This window comes from Collinsella sp. AM18-10 (genome assembly GCF_003471585.1).
Lineage (GTDB): Bacteria > Actinomycetota > Coriobacteriia > Coriobacteriales > Coriobacteriaceae > Collinsella.
The window spans coordinates 36,357-54,397 of sequence record NZ_QRJO01000014.1 but is presented as its reverse complement, the minus strand read 5'-3'; the positions used below and the strand labels follow the sequence as shown (position 1 = coordinate 54,397).

Genomic DNA, 18,041 nt, shown 5'->3' with positions numbered 1-18,041 from the left:
ATGATGGGGCGGAATGTCAATCCTGGTCTAACAGAGCCAAAAGAAATCGTTAAACGGAAACCGACGACGATTCGCTCGAGCGATTAGCGTCCACGCGTGGCTTCTGCCGATTGGCGCAACGGGCGACGGATTAAGGGATCGCTCGGGCGGATGATCCCGCTGCAGTACAGGCGGTCGCTCAATTTAGCGGCATGAGCGTTTTCGCACGGAAAACCAGTATCTTGTACCGTGGGTGCGCGACGGCACGTTTCTGCAGGGTGCGACATGGCGCGAGAGCCTCGGACGATACGAGCGCTTCGTGCACGAGCACGGAGCTGGCCGCGTGCTGCTGCTGGAGCTTGGCGTGGGCGAGATGACCCCCGGCATCATCACGCTCCCGTTCTGGAGCATGGCCGCAAAGCTGCCGGATGCGCATCTGTTGAGCGTAAACATCTCGGGCGACTCAGCCCCCTTGCAGCTCGGAAGCAAGGCGGAGGCAATCCAGGCCGATTTGGGCGCACTGCTCTCGGCGGCGCGGGTGGGCGACGGTGCTTAAGCCTCTTTGTTAGTCGCTTTGAGATAATCCTCGTCGTTCACAGGCTCCAACCACTCGTTGGAGGTCTCCTCGCCCGGAACCTCCAGCGCGAGATGGGAGAACCAGCCGTCGGGCGCGGCTCCGTGTCAATGCTTCACCCCCGGGGCGATGTTGACCACATCGCCCGGGCGCAGCTCCTGTGCCGGCTTTCCCCATTCCTGGTAAAACCCTCGACCAGTCACAGCATGCCGGCAGCGAGGTCAATGCGCATTCGCTCATGCTACAATCCAACCACCAGAGATGAAAACACAGTCCCCGTCGGGTAGTCGTGGGCGTGCGGGAGTCCGCATCAGTAACCTGCCTCCTTGGTTGTCCCTTCTCTGCATGGTCATCTACATAAAGAAGGAACCAACCATGCAGATCAGTGTGTCATCCACCCTGACCGTATATCATGACGGCCAATTCTGGGTCGGGCTGGCGGAGCATGTCGAGGACGGCAGATACGGCGTCGTCCGCATCGTCTTCGGTGCAGAACCGTCCAATGAGGAAATCCTGCAATTCGTTACAAGCAAATGGGCGAAGCTCTCGTTCTTCGGTGACGAGGCCACGGAAACAAGCAAGCCCGCGAAGAATCCCAAGCGACGCGCTCGCGAGGCAGCGAAAGCCCTTAAGCGGCCCGCGGTGAGCACCAAGGCACAACAGGCGCTCGCAGCACAGCGGGAAGCGATGAAACGGGAGTCAGCCCGCGCAAGAAGCCAACGCCGCGCGGATGAGGCGGAGGCGCGCTTCGAGCAGCGAAAGCTGAAGCGCAAGCAGAAGCATCGTGGGCATCGATCGCCATGTGCAGCAAGGCAAACCATATACAGCAGTGGGGCCAGTTCCACTTGAAGCCGACGCCGCGTAGACGCTAATGGTGACGGCTATGCACGGGCACGGGCGAGCCACTGCACTTCACAGCTTGTTTCTCAAGTATTTGGGCGCACACGCGGCGTTCAAAAATGCGGAGCGACTCCACATGGCTCGAGACTGAGCCGAGGTGCCCTACTTCTCGCCCTCCAGCAGCCCCACGATACGGTCGATGTCGACGGCGAAGCGGGGCCTTCCCTCGCGCTCGTAGCGGTCGAGGTACGCCTGGCACTCGGAGACAATGCGCTTGATGTTGCCGTCGATGATGCGCTGGAGCGTCTCGTAGTAGGCCGAGCCCTCGGTCCTGAAGCGGCGCTGGTAGGACTTGGTTATGGGGAACATCTTGATGTAGTGGATGCTGTGGCGACAGCCGGGGCGCGTCGTGGGGCGGGGTGGCAACGCAAAGTACTGGTCTTTGGGCACGTTGGGGGCGATGTTGGAATGCAGCGGCACGGCGAAGTCCCTGCGCTTTCCGCGGAAACGCAGCCTCACCACCACGATGCAGGGGAGATTGTGCTTAAGCATGAGCTCGCGGTCGCCCTCGACGAGGTCGAAGAAGTCCTGGGAGATGGATACGACCTTCACCGGTTGCGCCTCTTCATACGAAGTGGGGCCCGCATCGCTGCAGGCCCCTACAGGTGGGCGATATTCTACGCCTTGCGGCACCCCGTCGCCCACGGAGGTTAAACGTACACGTAAGCCGTACTCTGAAAGCCGCGGCTTCCGGCAAGCAGTTTATACCACGAAAGGTCGCTTTCAACGCGCATAGCTCGCAAAATAACACTCGCTGGGCCGTCGCCCCTGGCCGTTACCCTCCAATCTTCATTGGAGTCAGCAGGTCAATTCATATAGTTATGGGAGTGTATCCTAAAGGAAATCAAATTAATACCCCCATAACTAAGGAATTTTCTATTCCCACTCAATGACTAGGGCCCTGGTGTAATTGGCTGGATCACCGTTCCGGGAACCGGTATCGACCTACCTGTCCGCCGAGCTCTTTCTTCAGCTCCAGCCTAGTATCTGATTCGCGCCGTTATAAGCGAAAACCGAAGAGATGCGTCTTAGCCAAGAAAAGAAGGTTAGCCTCATCTTACTGCATGATTCGTGTGTTATAGTTAGATGGCTCTAACTGTTTGGGGGCGACAGCCATGCACGAACGCGAGGGTTTCTGGGACAAGAACGCCGGTCGGTATGACCGTTTCATGCGAAACGACCGGGCGGCGTATGAGAAGATGTATGGGCTGATCCGGCCGGTGGTGAAAGCAAAGACCGTGCTGGAGGTTGCCACCGGCACGGGGCTTATCGCAAAGAGCATCGTGGATGCGGCGGCGCGCATCGAGGCTACGGACGCCTCTGCAAAGATGATCCTTGAAGCAAAGCGGGACAATCAATCCGCAAAGCTGCACTTTTCCGTGCAGGATATGTTCCGCCTGCCCTATGCGCAGAAGTCCTTCGAAGTGGTGATCGTTTCCAACGCACTTCACATAGTACCGCATCCGGAAAAGGCCCTGCAAGAAATCAGGCGGGTGCTGAAGGACGACGGCGTGCTCATCGCGCCAACCTTCACCCACGCGGGGAACTCGGTTTCCGGCAAGGCAAAAGCCTTTTTCATGAGCATGGCGGGATTTCCCCTCCACAGCAGATGGACGAGCGAGGAATACCTGCGTTTCCTGCGTCAAAACGGCTGGGCGGTGCGGAAAAGCGCGGTGCTGAAGGCCTCGTTCCCGTTGACCTATGCGGAATGCACGAAATCGGAGGGGCCAGATGTCGTTCTTTGAAAACACCCGCAAGCCCGTGGGCCTCGGCGGAAAACTTATGGTTGCCATGATGAACCTGGGCCACAGCCCTGTGGCGCGGTGGGGACTTCGATTTCTACGACTTGCGCCAAATGCCAAGGTGCTGGATTGCGGCTGCGGCGGCGGGGCGAACATAAAACGGCTGCTGAAAAAATGCCCGCATGGCGTCGTCAAGGGCGTCGACTATTCGCCCGTCAGCGTGGAGAAGACTAGAAAGCTCAACCGAATTGCAATTCAGGAGGGGCGTTGCGCCGTTCTGCAAGGCAGTGTGGCGGATATGGTGTTTGAGGATAGCTACTTCGATGCCGCCACGGCCTTTGAGACCGTCTATTTTTGGCCTGATTTGCCCCGATGCTTCCGCGAGGTCTGGCGGACGCTGAAGCCAGGCGGGACAATTCTTATCTGCAACGAGAGCAATGGCGATACGGACAAGGACGAGAGGTGGACGCAGATCATCGGCGGCATGACCATCTACAAGGACATTGAATTAAAGGCGTATCTGGAGCAGGCGGGTTTTCATGAGGTGCAGATACGCAAAAAGAAAAAGTGGCTCTGCGTCACGGCGCGGAAGTAAGGGCATCAAGCACGGGCATTTTTGCATCCATCCTGCACATGAGTTAGGCATGCCGGTCATAGCGGCTGTGCTGGCGGCAATTATGACAGTTTTTATTCACTGAGGAAGAAACCTATGAAATGTAAAATTGAGAAAAACACCGTGCAGGAGACGCTGATCCTTCCGCTGTATTCCCGGAAGCTGTGTACGGAGCTGTACCCGAACCTTTACAAGGATGAAACAGCGGTTCGTCTGCTCGGCCAGATCGACTACGACTTTTCAGAGGCAGAGAAAAACTCCCGCAGCCTGATGCAGCGCTTTGGTGCGCTGGAGGTGGCCATGCGGCAGGGTGATCTTGCTTTCGAGGTGCGGGATTACCTGAAAGACCACCCCAATGCGGCGGTGGTCAATCTGGGCTGCGGGCTGGACAACACCGGCAGAACCTGCGACAACGGTAGATGCAAGATCTACAATCTGGACTTCCCGGATGTGATTGCCTTGCGGCAGCAGCTGCTGCCCGCCGGGGATCGAGAACAAAATATCCCCTGCGACCTGAAAGACACCGCATGGTTTGGCAAAATCGATGCCTCCGGCGGGGCGGTGTTCTTCGCCTCCGGAGTGTTCTATTACTTTCTGACCCAGCAGGTCCGGGAACTGGTGCGGGGGATGGCGGACGCTTTCCCCGGCAGTGTGCTGGTCTTTGATGCTGCCAATCGGACGGCGGTAAAGATGATCGCAAAAACATGGCTTAAGACTGCAAAAATCAAGGATGTGGGGGCATATTTTGCGGTTTCGGATGCCGCCAAGGAAATCGGCACGTGGGACAGCCGTCTGCAGGTCACAAGTCGCGGCTATATGCTGGGCTACAACGATTTGAGAGACCCTTCTGTCAGCGGCTTTTTCCGGTTTCTCGCAAGGGTCGGTGACAACGGGATGAAAATGCAAATCGTGAAAATTAGATTTTAAAAGGCAAAAATGAAGCCCATTCACTTTGACGTTGAAGAAGACGGCTTTTACGGCACATATTGGGCGTGCAAGGACACACATACAGCAGCGGACACGGATTCGATTGAAACCGTGCCCGCTATCTAATACTATATTATTTTATCGAACGTCTGTTCTATTCCCACTCAATCGTCGCGGGCGGCTTGGACGTGATGTCGTAGCACACGCGGTTGGCGCCGGGGACCTCGGCCACGATACGACCGGAGATGCGGGCCAGCACGTCGTAGGGCAGCTTGGCCCAGTCGGCGGTCATGGCATCGCTGGACTCGACAGCGCGAAGGATAATCGGGCGCTGGTAGGTGCGCTCGTCTCCCATGACGCCAACGGACTTGATGTCGGGCAGGACCGCAAAATACTGCCAGCAGCTGTGCTCGGAGTTGCGCTCGCCGGTCTGCTCAAACAGACGCTGGTTATAGGCGTCGAGCTCCTCGCGCACGATGGCGTCGGCATTCTTGAGGATCTCGAGCTTCTCCTTGTCGACCGCACCGATGATGCGGATGGCCAGGCCCGGGCCCGGGAAGGGCTGACGGAACACGATGTGACCCGGCAGGCCCAGCGCCAGGCCAAGCGCGCGGACCTCGTCCTTAAAGAAGTGATCGAGCGGCTCGATAAGGTCGAAGTGCACGCCCTCGGGGAACGGAATCAGGTTGTGGTGGCTCTTGATGGTGGCCGTCTTGCCGCCCGTCTTGCGAGCGCCGGACTCGATGATGTCGGGGTAGATGGTGCCCTGAGCCAGGTACTTGACCGGCTTGCCATCGGTCTCGAGCTGCTGCGCCACGGCGAAGAACTCTTTCCAGAACTGCGTACCGATGATGCGGCGCTTCTCCTCGGGCTCGGTCACGCCGGCCAGAAGCTCGGCATAACGGTCCTCGGCGTGGACGTGGATAAAGTCGACGTCAAACTGCTTGGTGAAGACCTCCTCCACCTGCTCGGGCTCGCCCTTACGCAGCAGGCCGTGGTTGATGAACACGCAGGTCATCTGCTTGCCCACGGCGCGAGCGCCCAGCGCAGCCACGACGGAGGAGTCGACGCCACCGGACAGGGCCAGGATCACGCGGTCGTCGCCGACCTTCTCGCGGAAGTCTGCCGTCATGGTCTCGACCAGGTTGTCCATGCTCCAGTTGGGCTCCAGGCCGCAGATCTCAAACAGGAAGTTGCTCAGCAGCTGCTGACCGTACTCGGAGTGCTTGACCTCGGGGTGGAACTGCGTGGTGAAGATCTTGCGCTCGACGCACTCCATGGCGGCAACCGGGCACACGTCGGTGCTGGCGGTAACGGTAAAGCCCTCGGGCACCTCGGACACGGCGTCGCGATGGCTCATCCACACGGTCTGCTCCATAGGCGTGGAGTTAAAGAGCTTGGCGCCGGCCGTACGCGTGATGGTGGCGCGGCCGTATTCGCCCACCTCGGAGTGGCCGACCTTGCCACCGAGCGTCACGGCCGTGATCTGATGGCCGTAGCAAAAGCCCAGGACGGGAAGGCCCAGGTCAAAGATGGCAGGATCGATGGACGGAGCGTCCTCGGCATACACGGAGGCCGGGCCGCCGGAAAGGATGAGCGCAGAGGCGTTCATCTCGCGAATCTCGTCGGCCGAGATGTCGCAGGGGACAATCTCGGAATACACGTTGAGGTCGCGGACGCGACGGGCAATGAGCTGACCGTACTGCGCACCAAAGTCGAGTACGAGGACCTTTGCGGAAGCCTTTTGATCCATGGTTTCCCCCTCTTGTTGGCGGGGAGCCGGTGCCCACCCGCGTGAATGAACGAAAATAACTTTCATAGTGTACACGTTATATGGGGTTTCTCGTCCCTCGCAGCCATCAGCGCACGGCAAACGCACGACCGGAGCCCTATTTGACGGCGATTGAAGTGTTACCAAACGCTACAGATGATGTAATACGTTTGAACATTGGACGCCCTGTGCCACAATACTGCCGAACGACTCCGCCTCTGCGGCGGCAAATACGATAGGAATACCAGCATGAAGCGCATCCTTCTCATCGCCACGGGCGGCACCATCGCATCGACCGAGGACGGCAACGGCCTCTCCCCCGCCCTGACCGGTGAGGAGCTCGCCCAGAGCGTCCCCGAGATCTCGGGCCTCTGCGAGCTCGACGTCGTGCAGCCCATGAACATCGACAGCACCAATATGCGCCCCAGTGACTGGATGCGTATCCGCGACGTCATCGTCGAGGGTTATGCCGACCACGACGGCTTCGTGATTCTGCACGGCACCGACACCATGAGCTACACCGCGGCAGCGCTTTCCTACCTGATTCAGGACAGCCCCAAGCCCATCGTGCTCACCGGCTCGCAAAAGCCCATGGGCAATCCCTTTACCGACGCCAAGCTCAACCTGTACCAGAGCCTGCTCTATGCGCTCGACGAGCACTCGCACGACGTCTCAATCGTGTTTGGCGGCGTAGCCATTGCCGGTACGCGCGCCCGCAAACAGCGCACCATGAGCTTTAACGCGTTCATTAGCGTCAACTATCCGCCCATCGCCTATATCCGCAACGACCGCATCGTGCGCAACGGGCTTCACGGCACGCATCAGGGCGAAAACCCGGTGCGTTTCTACGACAGCATCGACCCGCGCGTATTTGTACTCAAGCTCACGCCCGGCGTAAACCCGGGCATCCTCGACGCCCTTGCCGATAGCTACGACGCTGTAATCCTTGAGACCTTTGGCATTGGCGGTATCCCCGAGTTTGGCGAGTCGGGCGAGTCGTTCCAGGAGGCGATTTTCCGCTGGGTCGATTCGGGCCGCACCGTCGTTATGACCACGCAGGTCCCCGAAGAGGGCCTTGACCTGGGTGTTTATGAGGTCGGCCGTGCCTACGCCGATCATCCGGGCATTTTGCGCGGCGACGACATGACCACCGAGACGCTCGTGGCCAAGACCATGTGGGCGCTCGGCCAGTCACGCGATGCCGCCGAGATCCAGCGCCTGTTCTACAGCCAAGTCAACCACGACCGCATCCCGATGGCGTAACCCCTAAGGCAGTTCCACTTATCGCAGCCTCAAACGACAGGTGGTCCCCCTCGGGCCGTGCAAAAATCGGAGTATTCTGCAATTTCTCCGCCGGAGGCGCAGAATCGGCTGATTGTTAGACAAACTTTTCGGACGAACGGGCCGTCTAGTAAATATTTATTCCTCATTTTTATTAAGCGCGTGGATTAACTACTGTTAAAAAGGCAACGCCAGCCGCTCGGGCTACCATCTACGGCTGAACAGGTGCTGAATACTCGCGATTTTGCACATCGCAACCAGGGGGACCCGCCCAAAGAGCGTCAAATACAGCGGGGGAACGCCCTATTCGATACCCTCGAGAAGCTCTGACACCGTCATGCCAAGGGCGGGCGCGATCTTAAATAGAACCTTGAGCGTGAAATTTGCCGTCCCATCTTCGATTCGGTCGAGGTAGGGTCGGCTGATTCCTGTCGCCACACAAAAATCAACCTTGGAGATACCAAGGTCCCTGCGCGTCTCTTCGACCCGCCTGCCAAGAATCTGTTTAGCACGTTCGTCCATGCAGACGAGTTTGAAATGGAGCCGAACATAAACGTAAACTATAGTTTACGTTTTGCCGAATACACAGGAGTTTTCTATGTCGGGTTCTTCGGTCCGCACGTACCGAGCCACGCTTCGCACAAACAGCGCACCGCCCAAGCTCGTCGTCGTTGAAGCAGAATGTCTTTCGCCCGATGAGCGCACAGCATTTGCATTGCTATCAAGTCGCGTCGCCGCCGTTCTGGTCCCTTGCCCGGCGCAAGGCGAACTTGCCATCCAATGCCAAGCGCACAGCTGCTCGCTCAATCAGGCTGCCGTAATCGCAACCAGCCAACGCGGTCTGCCCCTTCTCCTGGAAGCCGGTACCGCGCTCACCCTTCGCGGCGCCGGATACGAAAACGAGGCCGCCGCCGACATGGTCTTTAAACCACGATCGAGCGGCGGCCTCGCAGCAGCCATTGAATATGCGTGCAGGCTCGTTGACTAAAAGGACAAGCTAGAAACCAAAGCCAAAGCCCGTTCCGGTAATAGCCGAGTACATAAAGTAAACGTTGATCACGTTGAGGAACACACCCGTGATGCAACCGTTGCGCAGGTAGCGCTCGCACACGATGCGCGCCATGGCGGCGGAGTCATCATTGTTTTTAGCCTGACGTCCTGCCGTAAAGTACGTCGCCACGCTCAGCAGCAGGTTGAGCACCGGCAGTGCCAGCAGCTCGTAGCTCTTGCCCCAGCGCGTCACCTCGCCGGCGGCATTAAACTTTGTTGCCACCTCGGGACCAATGTTGGGGATAACACACGCTGCGACCGCCAGCGGAATCACCGCAAGTACGAGCAGCGCAATACCCATGTAGCCGGCTTTTTTGCCATATTTAAACATATGCGTCGTCCTTACACGTTAAAGCGGAAGTGCACGACGTCGCCATCGGCCATGACATAGTCCTTGCCCTCAATACGCAGCTTGCCGGCAGCCTTGGCGCCCTGCTCGCCACCAAGCTCGATGTAGTCGTCGTAGCCAATGACCTCGGCCTTAATAAAGCCACGCTCAAAGTCGGTGTGGATGACACCGGCGGCCTGCGGAGCGGTCGCGCCCTGACGAACCGTCCAGGCCTTGACCTCCATCTCGCCAGCCGTAAAGAACGACTGCAGGCCGAGCAGCTTGTAGGCTGCCTGGGCGAGCACGTCCAGGCCGGGCTGCTCCAGGCCCAAGCTCTCCAGGTAGTCGGCCGCATCCTCGGGATCGAGCTCGGAAAGCTCGGCCTCGATCTTGGCGCAGATCCGCAGCGGCTTGACGCCATCGATGGGCGCCAGGTCCTCGTTGAGCATGTCCTCGTCTACGTTGGCCACATACAGGATGGGCTTCATGGTGAGCAGGAACAAGCCCTTGGCAGCGGCGCGCTCCTCATCGGTCATCTCCATGGACGCGGCGCGCTTGCCCTCGTTGAGCCAGGCAAGCAGGCGCTTGGCGACCTCAAACTTGGGCATGAGCTCCTTGTCGCGCTTGGCCTCCTTCTCGAGCTTGGGCAGCTGTTTCTCGAGCGTGCCCATGTCGGCCAGGATGAGCTCGGTCATGATGGTGTCGGCGTCACCGGCGGGGTCGACGAACTCGCCGGTACGGCCCACTTCGCGCATAACGTTGGGATCCTTAAAGTAGCGAACGACCTCGCAGATGGCATCGGTCTCGCGGATGTTTGCCAAGAACTGGTTGCCCAGACCCTCGCCCTCGTTAGCGCCCTTCACCAGACCTGCGATGTCGACGAACTCGACCGTTGCCGGCACAATGCGGCCGGGGTTGACGATGTCGGCGAGCTTTTGCAGGCGGCTATCGGGCACGTCGACGATACCCACGTTGGGGTCGATCGTGGCAAACGGGTAGTTGGCGGCAAGGCCGGTCTTTTTGGTAAGCGCGGTGAACAGCGTCGACTTGCCTACGTTGGGCAGGCCCACGATACCGATGGAAAGGGACACGACAGCTCCTTTTGGTACAGGTACTTCAAACTGCATAAGTATAGCGCCGCCGTGGCATCTGGGCGAACCCGGACGCCACGGCGGCGCAAATGAAGCAGAGATAGGGGTCGCTGACTAGTCTGCGAGCTTTTCCACCTGATCGAGCATCTTATCGAGCTTGGCCTTTGCCTCGGCCTTGACCTTCTCGGCCTCCTCGTGAGCCTTCGCCTTCTGGGCGGCCTTTTCCTCGGCCTCGGGATCGACGACGACCAGATTGGACGCATCGTGTTCGACCAGCTTGAGCGCATGCTCGGGACAAACCTTGACGCAGGCTCCGCAACCCAAACAATACGTGGACTCCAGTGCAAAGCGGCTGCTTCCCACCAGATCGCAGGCGAACGTGGGGCACACATTGACGCACTCGCCGCACGACGTGCACTTGTCAAAATCGCACTCCGGCGTGCTCACCTGCATGTTCTGGGCAAGCTCGGGATGGTTTTGCAGCGTCGAGAGCACCAGCTGTCGCCCGTGCGTAAGCGTACGGCGACGTTTGGCCGTCGTGGTGCCGCACATGGTATTGAGCGTGCGCTCCAGCTGGGTAATCTGGTGGCGGTGGGCTTTGAGCTTCTGCGTCACCGAGGCCAGCGCCGCCGTTGCCGGGTTGAGCTTGGTCACGGTAAGGCCCGTGGTGCGGGCAATCTTATCCATGTACTCCTTGCGCTCGTACTCGCGGCGCTTATGACATTTGAGGCTCTTTGGGTCGACCTCCAGGCCCATGCCCGTACCGGCCCACTCCTCGGCGGTAGCGATGGCCTCGCCCAGAATGTCCTCACCGCCGGTGTTGCGGCATTTATCGCACACGCCCAACGGCAGGTACACACTCACGTTGGGATAGTCCGCCAGCACCGAGAACCAGGTCTCGGCCGTAATATCGCCCACGCAGGCGACGACGACCTCGTTTTCGCGCGGCATGCGCTTAAGGGCGCGCGTGCAAGTGACGTAGGCGGTCTCGTGGCTCGTAGCAGCAGAGACGATGTCGTCATACAGGTTTTTGGGCGCCAGGCGCGGCGAGATGATCGCCTCGGTCGGACAGGCAGCGGCGCACAGGCCGCACTTGCGACAGGAGTCGAGAATCTCGATGGCGTCTTCCTCGACCTCGATAGCGTTGACCGGGCACACGTCCATGCACGCGGTGCAGCCGCTCTTTTCGTTTTTGCAGGTCAGGCACGGAATGGTGTTGCCGCGCGGACGCTCCTTGTAGTCGGCAGGATTCCACTGCGGCGCCGACGGATCGAGTGCGTCGGTCACACCGCCAAGCGGATTTTTAAGAAAGTCGAAACCCTTGCTGATCTCGATAATGTCATCAAACAGATCGTGTTCCTGCGCCATGCGCGGCCCCTCCCTGAGCAGTGCAAACAAGCAAGAGATAATGATACGCCATCGGTCCACGCCTCGGGCAAATTACACGCGGAGCATCTTTGCGGCAAATAGCCCATGGCCTATCGCCGCCTCGATTGCACAAGGTCAATCAAGCGCCAAACTATGCCTCGCACATGAGCTGCACGAGCTTTTGTTTGGTCACCTTGGCCCGCTCGTTGGCTATGTTACGCTCGTTTCTAAAGACCGCATTTGCAACACCCTGCAGGTCGGCATCGGAAATCTCGCCAAGGCCCAGCTCCTCGAGCGTCGTCGGCAGACCAACGCGTTGGCAAAACTCGAGCACCTGATCAAGCTCGGGTGCACGCTCCAGGCGCAGCTGCACCACCAGGCCAAATGCCACGGCCTCACCATGCATGGCCTTGCACTCGGGCAGAATCGTCAGACCGTTGGCGATGGCATGCGCCAACGCCAAGCCACCGCTCTCAAAGCCAACGCCCGAAAGCAGAATATTGCACTCGATCAGGCGCTCAACCGCCGGCGATATACGGCCCTTTTTGAGATCGCGCTTGGCAGCGACGCCGCACTCCATGAGCGTGTCGTAGCAGGCACGAGCCGTAACCAAGGCCAAGTGTCCCGGCGCGCCACCGTGTTCGTTCGCACCTCTCGCCGCGGCGCATGAACGCGCCTCGAAGTACGTTGCCAGCGCATCGCCCATACCAGCGACCGTCATACGCAGTGGGGCCGCTGCGACCACGTTGGTATCGACCACGACCATATCTGGATTCTTCTCGAGCATCAGGTAGCGGTCGAACGACCCATCCTCGTGATACAGCACCGAAATCGCACTGCACGGACCGTCCATCGAAGCCGCCGTGGGGCATACGCACAACGGCAACTCGGCATAAAACGCTACTGCCTTGGCGATATCGAGCATCTTGCCGCCGCCAATGCCCACCACCATGTCGCAATACTCGGCCTGGGCTTCCTTGGCCATTTCGACAACGGCATCTTCCGTACACGGACCGTTGTAAATCTTAAAGAACGGCTCGCTTAGATCTTCATCCAGAAATCCATCGACGATCTGCCTGCACAGCCGATCCTCGGTGCCCTGGTCAAACAAGACATAGGCAGCGCAGCCCAACCATGACAAATACCTGCCCTGACGCGAAAGTTCGCCCGGCCCCTGAACATACCGGCCGGGACCGCCGTAAACCATAGGAAGCGCCATACGAGAATCCGCCCTTCATCAAACAACGATTGGTGCAAAGTAACCTGACCCCTTTGCACCAACTTGGTGCGATGGGGTCAGGTTAGTTTGCACCATAGCAAAAAGGGGCAAAGCCGTCTGCTGGCTTTGCCCCTTCCTTAGCTTGATTTACTCATCCATGAGATAGTAGTGTCCCAGCGCGTCGGCACCCAGGATGGCGTTTGCGACCATCTCGGGCGTCACCTCAAACGGCATATTGCACATGGTGTCATCGGGCGCGCAGGCGGCCTCGGCAACAATCATGGCCTGTTCGCGCGTAAGCTCGGCAACGCCAAGTTCCTTCATCGTGACCGGCAGGCCCAGCTCAATGCAGAAGCCCAAGACTTCCTCGAGTTTCTCAGTCGGAGCATCCTCGAGTACCAGCTGAACGATGGTGCCAAAGGCGACCTTCTCGCCGTGATACATGCCGTGGCACTCGGGCAGCATCGTCAGGCCATTGTGGATGGCATGAGCAGCAGCAAGGCCCGAGCTCTCAAAGCCAATGCCCGAAAGCAGCGTATTGGCCTCGATGATATGCTCGACTGCAGGCGTGAGCGCACCCTTCTCCAGCGCGACCTTGGCCTTGACGCCATCGGCCATAAGCGTCTCGTAGCAGAGCTTGGCGAGCGCTAGGCCGGCCATTCCGCCCTTGCCGCCGGCGCAGGTGCCGCCGTCGGCATCGTGCGTTGCCTGGGCCTCGAAATAGGTTGCGAGCGCATCGCCCATACCGGAAACCGTCAGGCGCACCGGGCTCGCCGCGATAACCGTCGTATCCATAAGGACAATGTTGGGGTTTGCCTTAAGGAAGAGATATTTATCGAACTGGCCGTCGTCGGTATAGAGCACCGAAAGTGCCGAGCACGGTGCATCGGTCGAGGCGATGGTGGGGCAAATGATAACCGGGGACTCTAGGTAATAGGCGACGGCCTTCGCGGTGTCGAGGATCTTGCCACCACCGACGCCGACGATGATGTCACAACCGTTGTCGCGAGCGAGCGCAACCAGGCGATCGACCTCGCCCTTGGAGCACTCGCCGTTAAAGTCCTCAAACAGCAGCTCGGCCTTAGCCTCGGCAAAGCCGCCCTCGATCTTGGCACCGACGCGCTTCTTGCCCGAAGGCGTCACGATGACGAGGGCCTTAGCGCCGAGCGGCTCGACATAGGAGCCGAGCTTGGCCAGCTCGTCCGGGCCCTGGATGTACTTGCTGGGGCTATTGAAAATTGCAGCCATAACTATCCCATTCTCTAAAAGAAAAAAGAAAGGGGCTCCGTACGGATACGTGCGGAGCCCCTCGTTACGATAACAAGAGTCGATTAGAAATCGATGTCGGTGTCGTAGTAGCAGGCCTTGAGGATCTTCTCGAAGTCGGCAGCCTTGGTCTCACGCGGGTTCTCGGGCGTGCAGGCATCGGTCTCGGCGTTCGCAGCGATCTCGGGCAACTTGGCGAGGAACTCCTCCTCGGAAACCATCTGCGGGTTCTCGGCGTCGACCTTCACGCCACCATTCGCGTAATCCTTGATGGACTGCGGAATGTTGAGCTGGTCATTGAGGTCGCGAATCTTCTGGACGAGCGCAGCGATGAGCTCCTCGTTGGTCTCGCCGGGAAGGTGCAGGATCTCCTTGGCCACGTAAGCGTAACGCTCAGCAGCACGCGGGTCCTTGGAGTTCCACTGGATAACCTTGCCCAGGTACATGGCGTTAGCGGCACCGTGGATGATGTGGCCGTTCTCGAAGGCAGCACCGGTCTTGTGAGCCATGGAGTGAACGATGCCGAGCAGGCCCGAGGAGAAGGCGATACCGGCGATGCACTGAGCCTCGTGCATGTGCTGACGGGCCTCATGGTCGCCAGCATAGGACTTGGGCAGCCACTCGACGATCTCGCGGATGCCGTGCAGGGCGTTGGCGTCGGTGAACATAGAGGCGCAGGTGGAAACGTAGGCCTCCATGCAGTGGGTCAGAGCATCCATGCCGGTGTGAGCGCACAGCTTGGCGGGCATGGTGTAGGTGAGCTCGGGGTCGACGATGGCGACATCAGGGGTGATGTTGAAGTCGGCCAGCGGGTACTTGATGCCCTTGGCGTAGTCGGTAATGACGGAGAACGCGGTGACCTCGGTAGCGGTGCCGGAGGTAGAGGAGATGGCGCAGAAATGAGCCTTCTGACGCAGCTCCGGGAAGCTGAACGGCTGGATGATGTTATCGAAGGACTCCTCGGGATACTCGTAGAAGACCCACATGGCCTTAGCGGCATCGATGGGCGAGCCGCCACCGATGGCGATAATCCAGTCGGGCTCGAACTCGCGCATGGCCTCGGCGCCCTTCATGACCGTCTCGATGGACGGGTCGGACTCGACGCCCTCGAACAGCTTGACCTCGAAACCGCCTTCCTTAAGGTCGTTCTCGACGTCCTGCAGGAACCCGCCGCGGCGCATAGAGCTGCCGCCAGAAACGATGATGGCCTTCTTGCCCTTGAGGTTCTTCACCTCGTGGCGAGCGCCCTCACCAAAGTACAGATCGCGAGGATTGGTAAAACGTCCCATACTGTGCCTCCTAAACAAGCCCCTCTTAGACTTGCGTATATAACGGAGCACCCAATTGACTCCGTTAGGACCGGTTTGCGCGTTGCCGGCGATGACAATGCGCGATGTCTAAACGTCTCAACGCTCAGACAAACACTATTTTACCGTTCTGGTTGGTCAGTTATTCACCTAAAGCCGCCAATGATGAAACGTTTTTTCTATCCCTGAAGACCCTTGTGCGGCATTCATACTCCCAAGCTGGGCAAACGTTTTATCAAGGTTGACTACATATCCTGGGCAGGACTGTGCCCCTCCAAAATATGCACCGTTCGCCGCCAAAAATCGACCGTTTGCGGCACCGTGATACCACTCGGTCGTCCAAGGTGCCGACATTTGTGCGACATCCGTCTTCGTGGTGCAAAGGTGCAAGTCCAAGTGCGACGCCCCCGGTGTGCCACATGCGGGTAAACTAGAACCTTATATAGAGACATTTGAACCCTAACCGCAGCAAAGGAGGCCCCATGGCATTCGATCCCATTCAAGAGGATTGCCATCGCCTCGTTCTTGAGGCCTTGCGCCGCGACAATATCCCGCTCACCGATGGCACCGCCGTAGAGCGTCTGATGGAACAATTCACCCGCAACCCCGCGCCGCTCATCGTGCATGATCGCGACCGCGCCGGACATCTGATTGCCAAGGTGGTCGAGGCTGTCGACTACCGCATTCCCTTTATCCCCGACGATGCCCAAGCCGAGCAGGAAGAGGCCGCTGCCGAGAACATGCTTCGCGAGGCCGCCGCGCTCGATCCGACCAACTGGGATGCCCAGCGCATGCTGACGGCCCTCACCGCCGACTCCAACGAGGAATACGTACAGTACCTGGTATCCAAGCGCGATGAAGTCGAGCATGACCTGGCGTTCAAGATCGCCTCGGCGCAGGACCCCTATGAGCGCGAGGCCGCGGGCGACCTTATGCGCCGCCCCTACCTGCGCTGGCTTGCCGCCCTTGCATCGCGCGCCCTCATTAGCGGACGCTATCGCATGTCGCTCGAAGCTGCAAACCGCAGCCTCGACTTTGCCCCCAACGATCCGGCCGGCGTCCGCCACACCGCGATGCTCGCCATGGCGAAGCTCGAATACCCTGCCGAGGAGCTCAAGCGCTTTCGCTCTGCCCACTCCGTCCCCTATCTCGCCAACACGCCGCTGCGTCGTCGTCCCAAGGACGCGGAGCGCGACTTGGACCCGTGGACGCTCATCGCACTGATGAGCGCAGCCTGGCGCGAGCTGGACTACGAGGGTGCCGAGCACTACTTGCGCATCCTTGCACGCTCGTGCCCGCACGCGGCCGAGGCACTCTACTTCCAAACCGAGTTTCCCGATGGCGTCTATGCCCGCGTCAACGTGGGTGCAGGCTCCACCGACGAGCTCGTCCTTGCACTCTCCGAGGCGACGCCGGTACTGCAGGAGGGCCTGGGCGCTCCCGACAACGCCAGCTTTGCCGCCTGGGTCGCCACCAACGACATCGTGCGTTCCCAGATCGACGAGCGCATCCTGCGCGCAGCCGAGCAGGGGCTTCCATTTAAGGGAGGAGACCTCTAATGGATCCGAGCGTCTACATCCCCGCCTACCTGGAGCGCACCTATCTGGCGTCGCACCCCGAGCTCACCGATGCAGCACGCGAGCTTGTCCATAACGACATGAGCGCGAATCCCCAAAAGTATGCGCAGTCCGAGCATGCCCAGGCGCTGCTGTCCTATGCCGGTGTTCATCGCCACCTGCTCGACGAGCTCCATCGCATCGAGGACATGGGCAGCGACGAGGAGTTCGAGCAGACGCGCAATCGCCTGTTCGACGACATGCGCGATGAGCTGCTCAAGATTGTCCGCGTCGATGCACTGGCCGTCGACGCGCAGCTGCTCGCCATCATCCTGGCCGACACGCCCGTTGACGCTTGCCTGGGCGACCTGATGAAGCTCGAGGCGACCACGGCCGATTACCTGCAGCGAAGCGTGCCCGGGTTTGATATGGAGGCCCCGCACTACTGGGCCAATAATGTTTTGGCCGACGGTGTCACCGCAGCGGACCTTACCGTGAGCGAGCCGGCCCTTATCGGGTGGCTCCACACACTCGAGGCCATCTCGCAGCAGTGCATGGCAAGCGCCCGCTACCGCGCTGCTGCCAACTACGCCCGCCGCGTCCTTAAGGCAGAAGGCTATCCCACCCGAGCTGCCGGCACCGTGTTGCTCGCTCTCGCTCGCCTGGAAGACCAGGACGGCTTTTTTGCCCTAGCCCACCAGCTCGAGGAACAGATGGGGGCAGACGCACTCGAAAACTCTCCTTGGTACCTGCTCGCCCGCACGATTCTGCTGTTCAAAACAAACAAGATGCGCCCGGCGACGCGCGCGCTGCGTGAGTTCGCTAACCGTTGCGAGGGCGGCGCGTTCTTTTTGCTGAACCCCATGTATCAGACACCGTACCTTCCCTGCCGGCCCGAACCGCACGACCCCTGGGACCTTTCGCATCAGGCAGTTTGGGAAGCCGACGGCATCATCTCGGACACCCCCGACTTTGCCCCCTGGGCCAACGCCTGCGAAGATGTATCGCAGCTTGCCCAGGAATTTGCGCGCCGTTACGGCTTTTAACGGCGCAAACGCCACGACCATGT

At 59.6% G+C, this 18,041-nt stretch carries 18 protein-coding genes; 9 read left to right on the top strand and 9 right to left on the bottom strand.

Features of this window, described 5'->3' with window-relative positions; translation table 11 throughout:
• Positions 1-298: 298 nt before the first annotated feature.
• Together DW211_RS08255 and DW211_RS08245 are read left to right on the top strand one after the other, a co-directional pair.
• Positions 299-535: a hypothetical protein gene (locus DW211_RS08255; protein ID WP_147357253.1), complete on the top strand. Its 237-nt coding sequence runs from the start codon at positions 299-301 to the stop codon at positions 533-535.
• A gap of 393 nt (positions 536-928) precedes the next feature.
• Positions 929-1,402, top strand: a complete 474-nt coding sequence (locus DW211_RS08245; RefSeq protein ID WP_118260224.1) for a YjdF family protein — start codon at positions 929-931, stop codon at positions 1,400-1,402.
• 153 nt (positions 1,403-1,555) lie between these two features.
• On the opposite strand, the gene DW211_RS08240 is transcribed toward DW211_RS08245, so the two are convergent.
• Entirely contained in the window at positions 1,556-2,005 is a 450-nt protein-coding gene (locus DW211_RS08240; RefSeq protein WP_118260222.1) for a hypothetical protein, read from the bottom strand.
• 563 nt (positions 2,006-2,568) lie between these two features.
• On the opposite strand from DW211_RS08240, the gene DW211_RS08235 reads away from it, so the two are divergent.
• The 3 genes from DW211_RS08235 (at position 2,569) to DW211_RS08225 (ending at position 4,735) form a co-directional block, all read left to right on the top strand.
• Positions 2,569-3,198, top strand: coding sequence for a class I SAM-dependent methyltransferase (locus DW211_RS08235; protein WP_118260221.1), 630 nt, complete (start codon positions 2,569-2,571; stop codon positions 3,196-3,198).
• Complete coding sequence (locus tag DW211_RS08230; protein ID WP_117655559.1) at positions 3,185-3,790, top strand: class I SAM-dependent methyltransferase; 606 nt, start codon at positions 3,185-3,187, stop codon at positions 3,788-3,790. Before DW211_RS08235 ends, DW211_RS08230 begins: the two co-directional genes overlap by 14 nt.
• Before the next feature lie 114 nt (positions 3,791-3,904).
• On the top strand, positions 3,905-4,735 hold the full coding sequence (locus DW211_RS08225; protein WP_118260219.1) for a class I SAM-dependent methyltransferase: 831 nt from the start codon (positions 3,905-3,907) through the stop codon (positions 4,733-4,735).
• A 154-nt stretch (positions 4,736-4,889) separates the two neighbouring features.
• On the opposite strand, the gene guaA is transcribed toward DW211_RS08225, so the two are convergent.
• Positions 4,890-6,488, bottom strand: a complete 1,599-nt coding sequence (gene guaA / locus DW211_RS08220; RefSeq protein WP_117848077.1) for a glutamine-hydrolyzing GMP synthase — start codon at positions 6,486-6,488, stop codon at positions 4,890-4,892.
• Positions 6,489-6,755: 267 nt separating this feature from the next.
• Between guaA and DW211_RS08215 the strand changes: the two genes are divergently transcribed.
• Entirely contained in the window at positions 6,756-7,769 is a 1,014-nt protein-coding gene (locus DW211_RS08215; RefSeq protein ID WP_055309953.1) for an asparaginase, read from the top strand.
• A gap of 321 nt (positions 7,770-8,090) precedes the next feature.
• Here DW211_RS08215 and DW211_RS10455 read toward each other — a convergent pair whose 3' ends face one another.
• Positions 8,091-8,309 (bottom strand): helix-turn-helix domain-containing protein, encoded by a 219-nt coding sequence (locus DW211_RS10455; RefSeq protein WP_035136926.1) that lies wholly within the window; start codon positions 8,307-8,309, stop codon positions 8,091-8,093.
• A gap of 76 nt (positions 8,310-8,385) precedes the next feature.
• On the opposite strand from DW211_RS10455, the gene DW211_RS08205 reads away from it, so the two are divergent.
• Positions 8,386-8,775 carry a hypothetical protein gene (locus tag DW211_RS08205; RefSeq protein ID WP_117843347.1) on the top strand — a complete coding sequence of 130 codons (390 nt, stop codon included), beginning with the start codon at positions 8,386-8,388 and terminating at the stop codon, positions 8,773-8,775.
• Positions 8,776-8,784: 9 nt separating this feature from the next.
• Here the strand turns inward: DW211_RS08205 and DW211_RS08200 are convergent, their stop codons facing one another.
• The 6 genes from DW211_RS08200 to DW211_RS08175 form a co-directional block, all read right to left on the bottom strand.
• Positions 8,785-9,168, bottom strand: coding sequence for a DUF1648 domain-containing protein (locus DW211_RS08200; protein WP_117635913.1), 384 nt, complete (start codon positions 9,166-9,168; stop codon positions 8,785-8,787).
• 11 nt (positions 9,169-9,179) lie between these two features.
• Complete coding sequence (gene ychF / locus DW211_RS08195; RefSeq protein WP_118260218.1) at positions 9,180-10,256, bottom strand: redox-regulated ATPase YchF; 1,077 nt, start codon at positions 10,254-10,256, stop codon at positions 9,180-9,182.
• A gap of 114 nt (positions 10,257-10,370) precedes the next feature.
• Positions 10,371-11,624, bottom strand: a complete 1,254-nt coding sequence (locus DW211_RS08190; RefSeq protein WP_118260216.1) for a 4Fe-4S binding protein — start codon at positions 11,622-11,624, stop codon at positions 10,371-10,373.
• Between the two features lie 151 nt (positions 11,625-11,775).
• Positions 11,776-12,843, bottom strand: coding sequence for a glycerol dehydrogenase (locus DW211_RS08185; RefSeq protein ID WP_118260215.1), 1,068 nt, complete (start codon positions 12,841-12,843; stop codon positions 11,776-11,778).
• A 147-nt stretch (positions 12,844-12,990) separates the two neighbouring features.
• Positions 12,991-14,091: a glycerol dehydrogenase gene (locus tag DW211_RS08180; RefSeq protein ID WP_117563611.1), complete on the bottom strand. Its 1,101-nt coding sequence runs from the start codon at positions 14,089-14,091 to the stop codon at positions 12,991-12,993.
• Between the two features lie 83 nt (positions 14,092-14,174).
• Positions 14,175-15,398, bottom strand: coding sequence for an iron-containing alcohol dehydrogenase (locus tag DW211_RS08175; protein ID WP_089572776.1), 1,224 nt, complete (start codon positions 15,396-15,398; stop codon positions 14,175-14,177).
• 500 nt (positions 15,399-15,898) lie between these two features.
• Here DW211_RS08175 and DW211_RS08170 point away from each other — a divergent pair, with 500 nt between their 5' ends.
• Positions 15,899-16,975 (top strand): hypothetical protein, encoded by a 1,077-nt coding sequence (locus DW211_RS08170; protein WP_118260213.1) that lies wholly within the window; start codon positions 15,899-15,901, stop codon positions 16,973-16,975.
• Positions 16,975-18,018 carry a hypothetical protein gene (locus DW211_RS08165; protein ID WP_118260212.1) on the top strand — a complete coding sequence of 348 codons (1,044 nt, stop codon included), beginning with the start codon at positions 16,975-16,977 and terminating at the stop codon, positions 18,016-18,018. The genes DW211_RS08170 and DW211_RS08165 overlap by 1 nt, the downstream gene beginning before the upstream one ends.
• Positions 18,019-18,041 lie beyond the last annotated feature (23 nt).